Consider the following 16,071-nt stretch of genomic DNA (forward strand, 5'->3'; position numbering starts at 1 on the left):
TCCCGCCGCCCCGCTGATGCCCGGCGTGCTGAAACAGGCGGACGCCGACAAGGCCGGCCAGGTCCTGACCCCGGCCCAGATCAACACCCTCAAACGCAACGCGCCGTTCTGCGAAGAATGCGAAAAATGCAAGGCAGGTGCCTGTGCCATCTGATCGACTGACACCCAAGGACTGGCTGGCGCAACAGCCGCTGCAAAATGGCGAGCGTTTGTACCTGATCGTCAGCGCAGCAAGCGATGCCGACGCGCTGAAAACCCTGTACCTGACCGAACCCACCGCCCAGCTCCTGCCGATCTGGGGCGGCACGCCCTACTCCACCTGGCAACCGGTGATGCCCTACGTCACCGAACTCAAACCGAACTCGGCATTCCTGCCGTGGATCGCCGAAACCGACGCCCTCGACTGGGGCTGGCTGGCAGTATCACGCGCCGAACCGAACGAGGTGTTCGAACACCTGCGCAGCCTGACACAGGTGAAGATGCCGGACGGGACCGAGGTGTTTTTCCGCTTCTGGGATGGGCGGCATATCTACCCGATTCTAAAGGGGCTTGGGGAGAAGGCTGGGGAAGTATTGCCGGTGTTTGAGCGGTATTTGATTAATGGGCAGACGCTGGAGGTTGGGACACGGGTGTTGCCGAAGGTGAAGGATTGGCCGTGGTGGGAGGTGCCGAAGGATTTGCTGGATGGCTTAGCCAAAGAGAACCCGACGACACTGATCAGCAACCTGATGCAGTGGCTGGAAGAAGATCGCCCGGACATTTACAACGCTTGGCCTGAGCACAACCTGAAGCTGAAAGTCAGCCGTTTCGTGCGCCGCCCGGACGCGCCGAAAAACCTTAAAGAAGCACTGTTAAACCACCTGATTCTGGAGCAAGGCTGATGGATCGCGTTGCCTTTGTTGACAACCAACTGAACACCTTCAAGGACAGTCTGAAGCTGTATCAGGAACAAACCAAAACCTGGTACGCAAGGGCCGCCGACAAGGCCAGTCGAGCCGCAGACCTGCCCTCCTTGCTAGGCATGGAGCGTGTGATCAAGGTTGGCGACACCAGTAAATCGGTGAGCATGACCGACGGTGATTTCTCCTCGAACGTGGCTCAGTGTCCTCTCAAAGGTCCATTGCTGATCGAAAGTAAATTCGAATCTGTTTACGACATCCCGATTGGCGACATCGAAGTCGAAATCGTCGCGGTGGAAGGTGGTGCGGTCAGCAAAGTCAAACTCGACGCTCAAGGCAAGGCTGAGTGGACCGGAGGTATTCCCGGCAAGTTCTATCAGATCCGCGTTCACAACGAAGTGACACCGGCGCAGATCGACGCCCTCTTCAGCTCCTACAGCGGCGTGACCGCTGACCTGGAGGGTTTCCTGCGTAAAGAGTGGGCAGGGTTCAAGCCGCAATGGTCGAACCTGTCAGCTTCGGGCACCGCGATGGCCATCGGCAATGGCATTCTTGAAGGTGGCTGGGAGGCCATCAAGGGTGTGTGGGATGGCATCAGTCTGGTGCTCGATATCCTGCAAGACCCGAAGAAATTTGCTAAGGATCTTGGGGCTGGTGCTGATGAGCTGATCAAGGTCGCCAAAAGCTCGCCAGATGTCATGAAAAAGGCCATGTTGCTGGCCAGTGACGAAGCCGCACTGTTCCTGCTGGTGCGCAGTGCAGTGATCTGGCTGGCCGGTTTGCCACCCATGAAGATGGCAGGCGACGTGGCGAAAATGACCACAGCGATCGTCGTCGGCATCGCCATCGACATCGTGATTGGTGTGGTACTTACCATCGCAGCCGAAGGCACCGGGATCATCTATCTCGCTGCCCGACTCAAGAAGTATGGTGAGTTGGTGCTCAACGCCGTCATCGGTTTCGTGAAGTCGTTGTTCAAGATCATCAACGGCTTTATGGAATACGTCGCGAAGTACACAGCTGTTGCGGCGCGGGGTGTGACGGCCAAGGTGAGGAATGGTATTTCCGAGTTGCGTTTTGACGGGAAGAAAAACGCCAAACTCGCGGATGGCAAAATAGCCGACGATGCTTCCAAACAGGCAAAAACGCCTGCCGAGAAAAGCGCGGAGCCGGCAGCCGACACTTGCACCAATGGATGTCCGGTTTCAATGGTTACCGGTGAAGAACTGTTGACGCTGACCGACGGCCAACTTGACGGTCTGCTGCCGTTTGAATGGACCCGTCTCTACCGAACCAGTGCAGTGGAAATCGATTGTGGCCTGGGTTATGGCTGGAGCCATGCGCTGGCGCATCGCCTCGAGATCAGTGACGACGAAGTCATCTGGACCGACCACGAAAACCGCTCGACACCCTTCCCCCTCCCAAGCGAACAACGTCCGGCAATTACCAACAGCCTGTCGAAGGCCGCGATATTTCTTGGAGACGATCCGTCAGAACTGGTTCTGGCACAGGCAGGCAAACGTCCATCGTTCTACCACTTCCGCTTCAACAGCAAAGGCGCAACCCTGATCGCCATCAGCGACAGCTATGGCAATCGGCTGCACGTCACGCGCGATATCCACGGTCGGATCAAGCGTCTCGATAACGGTGCCGGTCGCGCCCTGCTGCTGCGTTACGACCGCAAACACATTATCGCTGTGGACTATCAACAGTTCCTGCCAGCGGACAACCTGGAAGATGCTTGGAACACCGTTCAAACGCTGGTGACGTACAGCTATGACGCACATCACCGTCTAATCGAAGCGAAGAACGCGGCCGGCGAAGCCGAGCGCTATCGCTACAACGATCAGCACGTGATTCTGGAGCGGCAACTGGCAGGCGGCGCGGCCTTCTACTGGGAGTGGGAGAACGAAGGCAAACTGTCTCGCTGCATCCGTCACTGGGCCAACTTCTCGCAGATGGAAGCGCATTACGCCTGGGACGATAAAGGCAGCGTAACGGTAACCAACGCCGATGGCAGCGAAGAGGTCTACACCCACGACGACCAGGCGCGACTGATCAGCAAGGTCGACCCGGACGGCGCCGAACACCTCAAGGCCTATAACGACAAAGGTCAGTTGATTGCGGAAAAGGATCCTTTGGGTGCCGTCACCGAATACCGGTACGACGACAACGGACTGATGACTGCCGTTATCCCGCCGGAAGACGAAGCCACCACGTATGAATACATCAATGGCTTCGTCAGCGATGTTCATCGCGGCAAAGCCAGCTGGAAGTACCAACGTAACCGTCAGGGCGACATCACCCAGCAAATCGACCCGGACGGCAATGCCACGCTATATAGCTACGATGCCCAGGGTCGCCTGCTGGAGATCCGCCACCCCGATGGCAGCCGCCATCAACTCGGTTGGAACAACCTCGGGCAGTTACTGGAAGAACGCCTGCCGGACGGCGGTCAACGCAAGTATCGCTACGACGCACTGGGTCGGCAGATTACCCGCCAGGAAGAATCCGGCGCCATCACCCACTACCAATGGGATGCGGCCAACCGCCTGGCACAAGTCACGCTGCCGGGCGGTGCAACACGTGCCTTCACCTACAACGCCTATGGCAACGTCACCGCCGAACGCGACGAACTCGGTCGCGTCACGCGATATGAGTATGCGGACAACCTGCACCTGGTCAGCCGCCGCATCAATCCGGACGGCAGCCAGCTGCGCTACCGCTACGACAACTCGCGTCTGTTGCTCACCGAAATAGAGAACGAGCGCGGCGAACATTACCAACTCGATTACTACTCGAACGGCCTGATCCAGCAGGAAACCGGCTTCGACGGTCGTCGTACCGCCTACGAATACGACCTCAACGGCCAGTTGCTGAAGAAAACCGAGTTCGGTGATGACGGCAGCGAACTCGTTACCGAGTATCAACGCGATGCCGCTGGCCGTTTGCTAGTCAAAACCCTGCCCGACGGCGAAGAAATTCACTACAGCTACGACGCCCTCGGGCGCCTCGTAAACGTTGACGACGGCCACTGGCCGCTCGCCTACAAGTACGACCTGCAAGACCGCCTCATCGAGGAACACCAAGGCTGGGGCACCCTCCGCTATGAGTACGACAGCGTTGGCCAACTGAGTCACTGCCGTCTCCCTGACGGCAGCACACTCGGCTACCGTCACCTGTCCGGCGGACGCCTGAGCAGCATCGACCTCAACGGCTCACGCCTGACCAGCCATCAGTTCAGCGCCGGTCGTGAACAACAGCGCCAGCAAGGCCTGCTGCTCAGCCAATACCAATACGACGAACAAGGCCGCCTGCAAGCACACACCGTCGGCCAGCGTGATAAAAACCTGTTCCAGCGTCGCTACAACTACGACGCCAACGGCAACCTCGCCGGTATCGATGACAGCCGCAAAGGCAATCGCAGCTATCACTATGACCCGCTCGACCGACTCATCAGCGTGCGCGGCGCTACACCGGAGAGCTTCGCCCACGACCCGGCGGGTAACCTGCTGGGTCAGAACAACGAAGGCACAGCCAACCTCGCCAACGTCAAAGGCAACCGCCTGCTGATGCAGGGCGACCGTCATTACGACTATGACGCCTATGGCAACCTGATCCGCGAACGTCGCGGCACGGGCCAGAAACTCGTCACTGAATACCGCTACGACTGCCAACATCGCCTGATCGGCGTAAGCCTGCCCGGAGGCAGCAACGCGTCCTACAAATACGACGCCTTTGGTCGCCGTGTCGAAAAAACCGTCGACGGCCACACTACGGAATTCCTGTGGCAAGGCGAACGTCTGATCGCTGAAAGCGCCGACAACCGCTACCGCAGCTACATCTATGAGCCCGGCAGCTTCCGTCCATTGGCGATGCTCGATGGCGAAGGTCCGCGCAAAGCCACGCCGTTTTACTACCAACTCGACCACCTCGGCACACCGCAGGAACTCACCGACTACAGTGGCGAGATCATGTGGTCCGCGAAGTACCGCGCCTACGGTAACCTCGCTACGCTGGACGTCAGCGAAATCGATAACCCACTGCGCTTCCAGGGTCAGTATTTCGATGCCGAGACAGGGTTACATTACAACCGCCACCGCTACTACAATCCGGGCACTGGACGGTTTTTGACGCCGGATCCGATCAAGCTTGCGGGTGGGTTGAACAACTACCAGTACGTGCCTAATCCTACTGGGTGGGTAGACCCTCTAGGCTTGGCCAGTGGTCCAACAAATTGCCCACAACCTGTTCCAGGTGGGACATGGAAATTCAATTCAGAGGTTGACCTCGACTGGAGACATACGCCAGGAACGTCGTATCAGCAGATGCATAAAGAATTAGACGAGGCATTTACTCGAACTGGCGTACCAAAAAATGAATTTACAGTTACCAAGTGGGGTAAAGACCAATACGGAAAATCTTATCCTACGGAATGGCGTGTACTAGAGGGCAAAAATAAGGGTGCAGAGGTGAACATCGATGATCCTCGTCTCGTTCCATCCACCGACGGTCCTGCAGACCCTCATGTCGGGTATCAAACGCCTGGCAAACGGGGTACAGGTGGGGCTGTTAGAGGACATATTTTGTTAGAATCCGTGCCTGTATCACGCGCGAGAATTGGAGACCCTCAATGAACTACCTAGAAAAAGAAATAGACTCAACATTGGCAGAGCAGTCCTTAGCGCATGAGAAACTATGCGACGATGAACTATCTAAATTAATCACCAAGCTAACAACATTATTTTTTTTTCCTGAAACAAAGGGTCTCGACCCTTACCACTTGAAGAACACTCAAAAAAAACATGATCCAGAATTTTGGAGAAAAGTCGACAGGCTTCAAAATTTTGAAAAACCGTTCCTAATAGTTCAAGACAGTAAGATTCATGCTTGGAAGCTAGAAACCTCTGCAGATCTGAAAATGCTATTTTCCGAAACGACTGGGTTTCCATTCTGGATAGCCGACGACAATTTCAAAGTCCTAATCTATATGGATGATCATGACTGCGTTCATACCAGTGATTGCAGCCAATAAATACACCCAACGTCAGGTTACTGGCCAACCGGAAGGGGACAGATTTATTTTCCGGCTTGCCCCCCCTTTTTCGTCTTGGAAATATGAGCCCAACTGTCAGGGTGATATCACCCAACAAACCGATCCGGACGGCAACTAGACCCACTACAGCTATGATCGTCAGGGCAGATTGCTGGAGATTCGTCACCCCCGATGGCAGCCGCCATCAACTGGGCTGGAACAACCGACAAGAACGTTGACCCTAGAATACGCAAAAAAAATCGAAGAAGACGGATGGAGTAACCTGGACCTGATGAAAAACGGAAACGCTCCCATTGGTCCAGATGGGAAATACATCAACCTTCACCACGTTACAGGCGATGAGCCGGGGCCGATGGTGGAGTTAACCGGAACCGTACACAAGAAATACCATAAAGAACTTCATGGCACTATTGAAGACGGTGATAGCTTCAGGAATGACCCAAAGCTAGAATTATAGTATTCAAAATTTAGAAAAGCATATTGGAAAGAACGAGCCAAAGACTTTGGGTGAGGAAACCCATGCATAACTATCAAGATTTGATAACAAAGCTCGACAACTCCGACGAAGAAACTTTTTGGCTCGACTCCGCCACTACTGAGCAAATTAAAAAGCTCGAAATCATTTTAGACATAAAACTACCTGAAGATTTCGTTGATTTCTTGAGTGTATGCGGTGGCGGTGGAGCAGCAGGCTCAGAAATATGTGGAATTGAGAACAATGATGCGACCTTAGATAATGGCGGAACTGTAAATTACAGCACCGTGTATTGTCGATCAGAATTTGAACTACCTAGAAACTTCGCAGTGATTTACTTAAAGGATGACGAAGTTTGCTGGGTAATAGATTGTGGACCCACAGGAAACGGCCAGATCATTAGCTACGATCTGTTTAAGAAAAAACCGTCAAAAAAAATAGCAGATAACTTTTATTCATTCTTTAAAGAATACGTCGAACTTAGAATCTGACTTATTCAACCCTGAACTATCTGATAAGCGGCAAGGGGCATTCTACATTCGATTTTCTAGACGTGGTCTAGCCCCGAACAGATATCTGTATCTCGGTCTCCGAAGGTGGCATGTACATCAATCACCTTGCCGAGGTGTAGAGACTTAAAGGCAAATGAACAGATTTATTTTTCGACCGGCTCCCCTTTCGATTCAAAAGGGATTGAAAATAAACTCGTCGCCCTTTTACTTCATTTCAATCAACGACCAGTTGAAAACTCTATAACAGGCGAAGCATCTAGTAAAGCCTACTACATATTTTGAGCAATCTAAAATGTGGACATCATCAATATCGAACAAAAAACAGTGGACGTCTATTTTCGGAGAAACATATTCCCCCTCAAGCATGCGTACGTCATACGTAATGCTGGACGGAAACTCTATATGCATAAAATTATCCAGCAAAATAGAGCAAGCGGCCCCTAAAAAGTGGCTGACAAAGAATTACAACGAGTATGAGTTTCAGCTCTACATAGTAGACATAGAAAATTTTAATGTAGAGAATTTCAACTTCAGCGGCACCACCACCTTAACAATCGAGGGAAAATCCTCAGACTACAAAGTCACAATTAAATTTGAAAATAGCTGTGTAGTCACATGCCAAGCAAAAAATATTAGCATAGCCAATATTAAGGCATACAATAATGACGGCGCAGTATAGTGCAATGCGCTCACTGACACTTTTATAGACAGTAATGCATTCAGGCATTACCGACAATATCGGGTACAGATCACAGTTTCTTTTTACATAGATGCGATTATCTTACAATCTAAGCGCCTTCATAAAAATGACTCTTGGGCTCTCTAGTTTTAGGCAGAAATTATACCCATTACTTTGCGGCCCTTCGGTTTACATGAGCACCCATGAATAAACATCAAATCACACTCGCCAACAACTGGATCGCCACCTTCGAAAACAACGGTGAATTCCGCATGGGAGCCGAAGGCTGGAGCTTAGTCCTGCAAGGACCTGACGGCAGAAATATCAATTATTTCGCGGACAAGATCATTTTGGTCAACGATGACGACGGCACCCAGGCTAATTCTTGCATTCGTCTATCCAGCGACGGTGTCTACGGTTATTTGAGTACAGCCGTTGACAGCTGCTGGGTGATCGATTTCTCGCGGTGCATGATCGCCCCGCACCGAGTGAGCATCCATCACTACCATGACGCCTATGACGAAAGCGTGGCAGCTTACGAACAACCCGCCTTCAAGCGTGTGAGGCAATACATCAGTGTGGTTGGAAGGTACATCTATCTGACCTTCCCGCTGACCAAAGATGAAGACTTCCCCAAGGTATGGGAAGAGTATCTATCCATACGCAAACGCCAACTGGATGAACTCTATTTCAGAAACTGATCAGTGGGCGCCAATATCATCGTAGCTATTTGTGCGCCCTACCCGATCAACTCGTCCATCACCTCATACTTAACCACCACCCGATTCCGATACAACCTCACCCTCTCCACCAACTCCCCCACCTGCCCCTTCTCCCGCACTTCCCGCCAAATCTCATTCTCCCGATACACCCGCTCTCCCTCCCGTACAAACCGGTGCCCTTCCTGAAACACGTGATACCGATACTCCCGCACCTGATCGCACAACAACTCGCCCTCCAGCTGCGTGTCCCCCACATTCAAATTCAACTGAAAACTCCGATCCGTCGGGTTGTGCAGTACCAGGTCAACGTAGTTGTAGAAAATCGCCGCGCCGGAACCGAATGGCAGTACTCGGCCTTCGTCCGGGAATGGGTCGAAGCTGTGGTTGGAGCGTTCAACGACTATCAGCGGTGAGTGGATCGCCATCCAGTGGATCAGGTTGCTCAGTTGGCAGATTCCGCCGCCGATACCGCGTCGCGCTTCGCCGAAGGACAGTTCCATTCCTTCGACGTAGCCGCGTTTGCGGGTTGGGCGGCCGACGAGGCGGCAGAAGGAGAAGTGTTCGCCGGGGGCGATGATGAGGCCGTCGATGGCGGCGACGGCGAGTTTGAGGTTGATGACTTTGTTGTGTTGCAGGGCGAGGTCGGAGTCGCCGAGTTTGCGGATGAGTTTCGAGGTGTGTTTCAGGTAGCGGAATGGCAGACGGTCAGCGCCGGCAACCAGGCGTGCGTAGCGTTTGCTGGAGCAACGCCAGGCGATCTGGCGGAACAGTCTTTTTTGCCACACGCGCAGCCAGTACAGGGCCGGGTGGTAGAGGGAAAGTGGTTTCATCCGTGAGGCAACGGCAGGCGCCGTTTTGTCCTTGAAGCGTGTTAGGGGCGCGCAGTTTAGCCTGTGGGACGGCTTGCGTCGTGCGCGAGATGTCGTGGCTCGACACACTTCGAATTGCTTGCTGAACGGCGAATTAAGCTTCAACTAAGCTTGCGTCGCTAGCATCCCGGCCAGAGAGATACCTGTCGCCGATCAACCGCGGATGAGCTTACCGAATGAGCCAGTTTGATTTACCAGCCGTTACGCAGCCGAATTTTAGTCTTGTATTGGTAAATTACAAAACCCCGGACATCACCCGGATGTGCCTGGAGTTATTGCGTCAGCACGTTCAGGCGCAGCGCGTTCCGGTTTGGGTGGTGGACAATGATTCGGCGGATGCCAGCCTGGATTACTTGCGTTCGCTGGACTGGATCAATCTGATCGAACGTCCCTCCCCCGGCAAAGAAGCGGGACATATTGCGCATGGCAAGGCGCTGGATCTGGCGCTGGAAAAAGTTGAAACCGACTATCTGTTTCTGCTGCACACCGACACCTTTGTCTACGACAAGGAAGTCTTCGCGATGATGCTGCGTGAGTGTACAAAGTCTGCGGATATCGCCGCAGTCGGGTGTGTCGAGCAAATCAATCGTGGGATTGTCAGAGACACCTGGCGACTAACTTCGCGGTTTTGCAAACACTATATTCGCCGGGCGAAAACTGCGTTGGGTTTGCGCAGTAAAGAGCCGAAACCTTATCGGGAAACTCACCTCAAGAGTTTCTGCACTTTGTGGAACGCCAAGTTGATGAAGTCCCATGGACTGCACTTTTGCATGGATGACCGAGTGCCCGGTTATACCCTGCAGGATCGAATGGTCGGTCTGGGCTATGGCATCAAGCTGCTGTCACCACGCAAGATTTTCCGCTATCTGGATCACATCCAGGCAGGAACCGTCGCCGCCGCCGGCACGTACGGCAAAAACCACCGCCGCACCAAGATGTATGAAGCCACCCTCAAACGCTTTGCGGGGCAGGCATCGGCATAATTGCGAACACAAAAAAGGGCGACTGCAAAGTCGCCCTTTTTTTATCTGAAATTGTATACATCCGCTCCGAAGAGGTGTTCGCCCAGTGTAATGGCCTGGCAATCCATGCACCGGTAAAGAGCCCTGACACTGGGCGAACGGGAAGGATTTTAATAGAAGTTGGCAGATATGTCGTCATACACAAAGGTAAATTTTATGTACGAAAAAGTTAATAGATATTTATCGACGAAATCCTTTCGTGAAACTTTCAAAGCACGGCTCAGCTCATTTCAGATGATTGTTCTCATACAATAATTTGTACAAGAACAATCATCTTGTAGAGTTAATACTCAGCTTTCATGCTGACTGGTCACTTTTAATACATCGGTATAAGTGACAACTACGCTCTGCCCGACTTTCAGATCTTTCAGCTTGGCCTGAATTTCAGGCTTTTTGACGTCGAGGATTTTCGACTGACCTTGAGGGTTTTCCAGGGTCACCTGATTATTCTTCAAATCAATTTTGGTGATTTTCAGTTGCACCTGAATCTGGCGATAAGCCTCGCCGCCCGGGTTTTCGCTGCCCGGCGCCTTGCGCAGCTCGCCGCTACGCTCGACGGTGCCAGGCAGACCTTTATCCACATCGGTATCGAGGTAAGCCGCCACCGAGCGTTGTACTTCGACTTTTACCAGATCGCCGACCTGAAGATTGGCGAGGTTTTTCGCCTTGTCGCTTAGCTGAACGTGAACCTGACGACCTTCGGCGCCTTCGAGCACGACCTGATGGTTGGCCGCATCGACGGCCAGCACTTTGGTGGTGACCTGATCGGCCTCGACGGTGGCAGACAGCGGAATATCGGCCGCCATGGCGCCGAAGCTGGTGGCGGACAGAACGGTTGCGAGGGTGATGGCCTTGGCCAGAGTGTGAAGCTTCATAAGCGGTACTTTCCCTGTAATGAATGGCAGCAACCGGCGCCAACGCAGGGTCGGCGGCGGATGTGCCACTGAGCATAGACGCTGTTCAGGGCTTGGCTTTCGTTTCTGCCGCGGCGGTCTCCTGCGCGGTGGACTCGCCACTGGCGGTGCCCTTGCCGCTGTCTTCGCGCTGTTTGGGGTCGGTCGGGCGCAGGGCGTCGTTGTCGCGCTCGGTTTCTCCCGGTGGCCGGGGTTCGTCGGGGTGTTCGCTGGGGGATACGGGTTTCATGGTGGTTCTCCTCAGGCGTCAGGGTCATCCAGTTCATTGGTAACGTTCACGGCAGGCGAATCCTTGTGCAGGTCATCGGCCTTGGCGCGCAGGATCTGCCACTGCTCCAGATCGATCGCGCCCTGGCCGAGCAGATCGTCGGCAATGCGTTGCAGGTCGAAATAGTGAGCGTCGGGGGATTGCTGCCAGTAGGTCTGATCGTCGAACAGGCGCTGCCAGGTGGTGAGGTCTGGGGGTTGCAGGTCGTCGCTCATGGGCGGGCTCCTCGCCGGGGTCTCGGAAATGGGCCGGGATTGATCGGTAGAGGGTGGTAGACGGGGCGGAGTTCCGGGCAATTGCTCTGTGGGTGACTGTACCGGCGCCTTCGCGGGCAAGCCCGCTCCCACAGGGGGTTGTGTACGAAACTCAGTACCCGGTCATTTCCAGATAGCCGCGCCCGCCATGGCTGCCGCTGATCCGCACCGGCCCTTCCCAGTAAGGGATGCGCAGGTTCATCCAGGCGTCGGGATTGAGCGCGTCGAGGCTGATGTCGAGGTGTTTGTCGGGAATGCTGATCGACCAGCGCACCGGCATCTGGCGGCCGGCAACTTTTGCGGTGTCCTGAGGCGTGAGTTTGATCTGCGCGCCGTGCAGGGTTTCGGTCTGGCCGTCGGCGTTGATCCAGGTGCCGGTCAGATACGGCGCGCCGTCGGTTTGCCGGGTGCGAAACAGCATCAGCGATTCGCCGCTGTCCAAGTGCAGGGAAAACCAGTCCCAGCCGGTCTGATTGGCTGCCAGCGGCTGACTGCTCCACTCCCGATCCAGCCACGCCGGGCCGCTGACGGTGTAAGTCTGGCCGTCGATTTGCAGGGTGCCGCTGGCCTGAAAAAACGGCTGACTGTAGTAGTACGAAGCCTGACCCTGTTCGGATTTTCGGCTGAAACCGTTGTCACCTTGCAACACCAGTGGACAACTGGAGGTGAGGTGCAATTGATAGCTGAAAGCTTTGTCGCTGGCACTGAGTTGCAGATCGGTCAGCGGATCCTGCGCCTGACTGGCGAAGCGCCAATCATCGATCCACGCCTCGAACGGCGCGACGTTCACGCCTGCTTGCCCCACTCCGCCCCGGGCATAGCGCTCGGCAGCATGGTGTGCGGTGGCCGACGTCACCGCGGCATGTCCGAGCCAGATCGTCTGATTGGCCCAGCCCGATTGCTCTGCCGCAGGCTTTAAGGCGCTGCGAAACAACGTCCATTGCACGCCGAAATCGTGGCCCTGCTGATCCTTGAGATTGGCGGTGACATACCACCACTCGATACGAAAACCATCATGCGCGCCGTGATCTGCCGGGAAGCTGAACACCCGCCCCGGCACCACAGCGGTGAACTGCGCAGCCTGATCGCCAAGCCCGGCGAAGCCCTTTTGCTCAGGCGCAGGCTGATCGCAGCCGCCCAACAGCAGCAGCGCGAACAGTAGCGCAACCCGGTTAATCCTCATGAGCAAACGTCCTCAGCAGATCCGCCGGTTGCGTGCGGTACAACGAATACAGCGGCCACGCCGAGGCCAACAGCGTCGCCAGCAACGCCAGCCCTAGCAACTGCAGCAGTTGCAGCGGAAAGATCCGCAACGGCAAACGCCAGCCGAATGCCTGCACATTGATCACCGCGTCCAGACACCACGCCAGCGCGATCCCCAGCGGCAACGCCAGCACCAGCGTCAACACCGCCAGCAGCCAGGTCTGGCCGAGGTTGAGCAGCATCAACTGGCGGCGCGTCACGCCCAAGGCCCACAGCGGCGCCAGTTGCCCTAGGCGGCTCTGGCTCTGAGTCAGCAGGCTGATGAACAGCGCAACACCGGCCACCGCCAAAGTCAGGCTGTTGAGCGCGGCGGTGGCGGCGAAAGTGCGTTCGAAAACCTGCACCGACCAACCCTTGAGTCGCGCCTGATCGACGATGCGGCTGTCGTCGAGCTGAAAGCGCGTTTGCAGCGCAGACAAAAACGGCGGGATATCGGGCGGCGCGATGCGCAGGTTGAAACGGTTCGGCGTCAGTGACGGCCACAGCCGCAGCAGATGATTGCTGTTGACCAGCACGTGCCCCTTGGGATTGCCGTAGTCGGCGTAGATCCCGACGATCCGCGGTGACCACGCCCCGCCCGGTGTCGGCACGTTCAAATGATTCCCCGCCCGCACCTTCAGCCGTCGTGCCAGTTGTTCGCTGAGCATCACTGAATCGTCGTTCGCCAGATGCGCCCACGGATCACCGGCGATCGTCTCGAGCAACGGCCAGTGCTGCCGGTAATAAGGATGATCGATCACCCCGAAGACATCCGCCGGCCAGCCTTGCAGGGTGACCGCGACTTGCCAGTTGGGCAGCACCGCGCTGACGTTAGGCTGTTGCTTGAGCCAGGTGTACATCTCGCGCGATTGCGCCGGATTGACCGGGTTGAGGTACAGCTCGGCACTGAGGCGTTGTTCGAGCCAGTCGTCGAAGGTCTGACGAAAACCGGCGGTCATGCTGCCGGCGCCGATGTTGGCTGACAGCGCCAGCAGCAACGCCATCAGCGCCAGACTGAGTGCCGGCAGTTGCTGGCGGCAATCGGCGAGAAACCACTGACCGAGCACCGAACGACTGCGCCCGAGCAAAGGAGTAAGCACTGCGCTGAGCACCACCGGCAACGCCAGCGCAGCGCCGAGCAGCAACCCGGCCATCAACACAAACCCGCTACCGAGGCTGTCACCGAACAGCAATGCCAACAGCGCAATCAGTCCCAGCACCGCCGCCAGCCAACCCTGACGGCGCAACCAGCGCGCATGTTGCTGATGCCAGGCCTGCGGATCCGCCACCGCCAACAGCGGCAAGCGTGCCGCACGCAGCAGACTGTTGGCACCGGCCAGCAATGCGCCGAACAGGCTCAAACCAATACCGCTGAACCACCACCACGGGCTCAAGCGCAACTGCCCCGCCACTTCCGCGCCGTACAGACCGCGCAGGCTGGCGGCGACATCCGGCAGCAACACGCTCGCCAGCCAGTAACCGCTGATGACCCCGAACACCCCGCCAACCAACGCCAGCACACCGAGCTCGACGACCAGACAGCCGATCAACATCCGCGCACTGACCCCGCAGGCGCGCAACGTACGCAGCAGGCCGCGACGTTGTTCCAGTGCCAGACCGATCGCCGCGTGCACGATGAACAGTCCGACCAGAAACGAGAGAAAGCCCAAGGCATCGAGGTTGAGGTGAAAGCTCTCGGTCAGGCGCGAAAGATTGTTTTCCTCGGCGCTGCTTTTGAGCTGCAGCCGACCGTTGAACGCGGCCGGCAGCTCGCCATGAAAATCCTTGGGCAGTAACAGGCGTGACAGTTGCCCGTGCTGTTCGAGCAGGGTTTGCGCAACACCGATGTCCACCAGCAACACGCCCGGCGCCATGTCCTGTTGCGCGCGCAGCGGCGGCAGTGTCTGGCCGTTGACGGTTTGCGGCGTGGCGCCTTCGGTCAAGCCCAAGGCGTGCAGGGTTTCCGGGGAAATCCAGGTGCTGCCCGGCGGTGAGAAGAATTCGACAATGCGCTCAATCGGCATCGCCTGCCCGGCCACCGCAGCGTCCGTCGGCAGCGACACCGGTTCGATGCCTATCAGTTGCAGGCGCTGATCCGGGTGATCCTTGAGCATCAGCCGGCCTTGCAGCAGCGGCGACACCGGCCAGCCTACGCGGCGCAGATCGATGAACCACTGCTGGGTGAACGTCGCACCGCTCGGTGTGGCCAGACTGGCCTGGGGTTCGCCGCCGATCATCTGACTGGCCCGGGCGTAACTGTCGCGGGCCTGACTGTTCAGCGCCTCGACCCCGGTCAGCAGACTGGTCGCCAGCCACAACCCGGTCAGCACACTGAAGAATTGCACCGGATGCCGCCGCCAGTGGCTGAGCAGCGCACGCAGGGTTTGCCAGAATACGTTCACGTCAGACGGCCGCTGGACAACACCACCCGCTGCGCCAGTCGCGCCGCCACGCGTGGGCTGTGCGTGACCATCAACAGCGTGGTCGGCGTGTCATCCAGCAACTCGAGCAACAGGCGCAGCACTTCGTCGCTGGTGGCTTCGTCGAGGCTGCCGGTGGGTTCGTCGGCGAGCAGCAATTTTGGCCGTGATGCCAAGGCCCGGGCCAGCGCCACCCGCTGCTGCTGACCGCCGGAAAGTTGTTCGGGATAACGCTTGAGCAAATCGCCCAGCCCCAGACGCTGCACCAGATGCGCCTGCCAGCGCGGCTCATGGCGCCCGGCCAGGCGCGCCTGAAACGCCAGATTGTCCTCGACCCGCAGGCTGCCGATCAGGTTGAACTGCTGGAACACCAGACCGATTTCGGTGCGACGCCAGTCGGCCAGTTGCGCCTCGTTCATCTGCTCCAGCCGATGCTCGCCGCTGTGAATGCTGCCGCGATCAACCTTGTCAAGGCCGGCGATCAGGTGCAGCAAGGTGCTTTTGCCGCTGCCGGATTCGCCCATCAGCGCCAGACTGCTGCCGGCTTCGAGCGTCAGGTCGACGCCTTGCAGCACCGGGAGCGGGCCTTGGGGGGTGAGGTAACTTTTGAAGACGCCTTGAACCTGAAGCATGCCGCCATCCGTTGGGTCAGTGTGGGGCAAGGATAGCGGATAGCGACCTGATTGGATCAGAGGTGTTCGTACTGGCCTCATCGCTGGCAAGCCAGCTCCCACAGGGA

Annotated in this window: 14 protein-coding genes and 1 pseudogene; 8 read left to right on the plus strand and 7 right to left on the minus strand. The window is 56.5% G+C overall.

What is annotated here, in order from left to right; all coding sequences use genetic code 11:
- The 7 genes and pseudogenes from M0808_RS23665 to M0808_RS23695 all read left to right on the plus strand — a co-directional run.
- A pseudogene (locus M0808_RS23665) lies at positions 1-154 on the plus strand (Rhs element Vgr protein); the annotation flags it as partial.
- Positions 144-881, plus strand: coding sequence for a DUF4123 domain-containing protein (locus M0808_RS23670; protein WP_247842608.1), 738 nt, complete (start codon positions 144-146; stop codon positions 879-881). The pseudogene M0808_RS23665 and the gene M0808_RS23670, both read left to right, overlap by 11 nt.
- Complete coding sequence (locus M0808_RS23675; RefSeq protein ID WP_247842609.1) at positions 881-5,536, plus strand: polymorphic toxin type 47 domain-containing protein; 4,656 nt, start codon at positions 881-883, stop codon at positions 5,534-5,536. The genes M0808_RS23670 and M0808_RS23675 overlap by 1 nt, the downstream gene beginning before the upstream one ends.
- Positions 5,533-5,934, plus strand: a complete 402-nt coding sequence (locus M0808_RS23680) for a hypothetical protein (RefSeq protein WP_247842610.1) — start codon at positions 5,533-5,535, stop codon at positions 5,932-5,934. Before M0808_RS23675 ends, M0808_RS23680 begins: the two co-directional genes overlap by 4 nt.
- 235 nt (positions 5,935-6,169) lie before the next feature.
- Positions 6,170-6,412: an HNH/ENDO VII family nuclease gene (locus M0808_RS23685; RefSeq protein WP_247842611.1), complete on the plus strand. Its 243-nt coding sequence runs from the start codon at positions 6,170-6,172 to the stop codon at positions 6,410-6,412.
- Positions 6,413-6,474: 62 nt separating this feature from the next.
- On the plus strand, positions 6,475-6,921 hold the full coding sequence (locus tag M0808_RS23690; RefSeq protein WP_247842612.1) for an SMI1/KNR4 family protein: 447 nt from the start codon (positions 6,475-6,477) through the stop codon (positions 6,919-6,921).
- A gap of 903 nt (positions 6,922-7,824) precedes the next feature.
- On the plus strand, positions 7,825-8,322 hold the full coding sequence (locus M0808_RS23695) for a hypothetical protein (protein ID WP_247842613.1): 498 nt from the start codon (positions 7,825-7,827) through the stop codon (positions 8,320-8,322).
- Between the two features lie 38 nt (positions 8,323-8,360).
- On the opposite strand, the gene M0808_RS23700 is transcribed toward M0808_RS23695, so the two are convergent.
- Positions 8,361-9,173 (minus strand): VanW family protein, encoded by an 813-nt coding sequence (locus M0808_RS23700; RefSeq protein WP_247842614.1) that lies wholly within the window; start codon positions 9,171-9,173, stop codon positions 8,361-8,363.
- A gap of 215 nt (positions 9,174-9,388) precedes the next feature.
- On the opposite strand from M0808_RS23700, the gene M0808_RS23705 reads away from it, so the two are divergent.
- Entirely contained in the window at positions 9,389-10,195 is an 807-nt protein-coding gene (locus M0808_RS23705) for a glycosyltransferase (protein WP_247842615.1), read from the plus strand.
- A gap of 329 nt (positions 10,196-10,524) precedes the next feature.
- Here M0808_RS23705 and M0808_RS23710 read toward each other — a convergent pair whose 3' ends face one another.
- The 6 genes from M0808_RS23710 to M0808_RS23735 all read right to left on the minus strand — a co-directional run bounded on the left by M0808_RS23710 (position 10,525) and on the right by M0808_RS23735 (position 15,964).
- Positions 10,525-11,109, minus strand: coding sequence for a hypothetical protein (locus tag M0808_RS23710; protein ID WP_247842616.1), 585 nt, complete (start codon positions 11,107-11,109; stop codon positions 10,525-10,527).
- Positions 11,110-11,194: 85 nt separating this feature from the next.
- Complete coding sequence (locus tag M0808_RS23715; protein WP_095136647.1) at positions 11,195-11,377, minus strand: hypothetical protein; 183 nt, start codon at positions 11,375-11,377, stop codon at positions 11,195-11,197.
- Positions 11,378-11,388: 11 nt separating this feature from the next.
- The gene (locus tag M0808_RS23720; protein WP_097088770.1) at positions 11,389-11,631 is read right to left on the minus strand and encodes a hypothetical protein; all 243 of its coding nucleotides are present in this window, start codon (positions 11,629-11,631) and stop codon (positions 11,389-11,391) included.
- Between the two features lie 151 nt (positions 11,632-11,782).
- A complete protein-coding gene (locus M0808_RS23725) occupies positions 11,783-12,853 on the minus strand; it encodes a lipocalin-like domain-containing protein (RefSeq protein WP_247842617.1) in 1,071 nt (356 codons plus the stop codon).
- Positions 12,843-15,314: an ABC transporter permease gene (locus M0808_RS23730; RefSeq protein ID WP_247842618.1), complete on the minus strand. Its 2,472-nt coding sequence runs from the start codon at positions 15,312-15,314 to the stop codon at positions 12,843-12,845. Before M0808_RS23730 ends, M0808_RS23725 begins: the two co-directional genes overlap by 11 nt.
- The gene (locus tag M0808_RS23735) at positions 15,311-15,964 is read right to left on the minus strand and encodes an ABC transporter ATP-binding protein (RefSeq protein ID WP_096796218.1); all 654 of its coding nucleotides are present in this window, start codon (positions 15,962-15,964) and stop codon (positions 15,311-15,313) included. The genes M0808_RS23730 and M0808_RS23735 overlap by 4 nt, the downstream gene beginning before the upstream one ends.
- Between the last annotated feature and the right edge of the window lie 107 nt (positions 15,965-16,071).

Origin of the sequence: Pseudomonas sp. MWU12-3103b (genome assembly GCF_023100615.1) — a bacterium.
Taxonomy (GTDB): domain Bacteria; phylum Pseudomonadota; class Gammaproteobacteria; order Pseudomonadales; family Pseudomonadaceae; genus Aquipseudomonas; species Aquipseudomonas putida_A.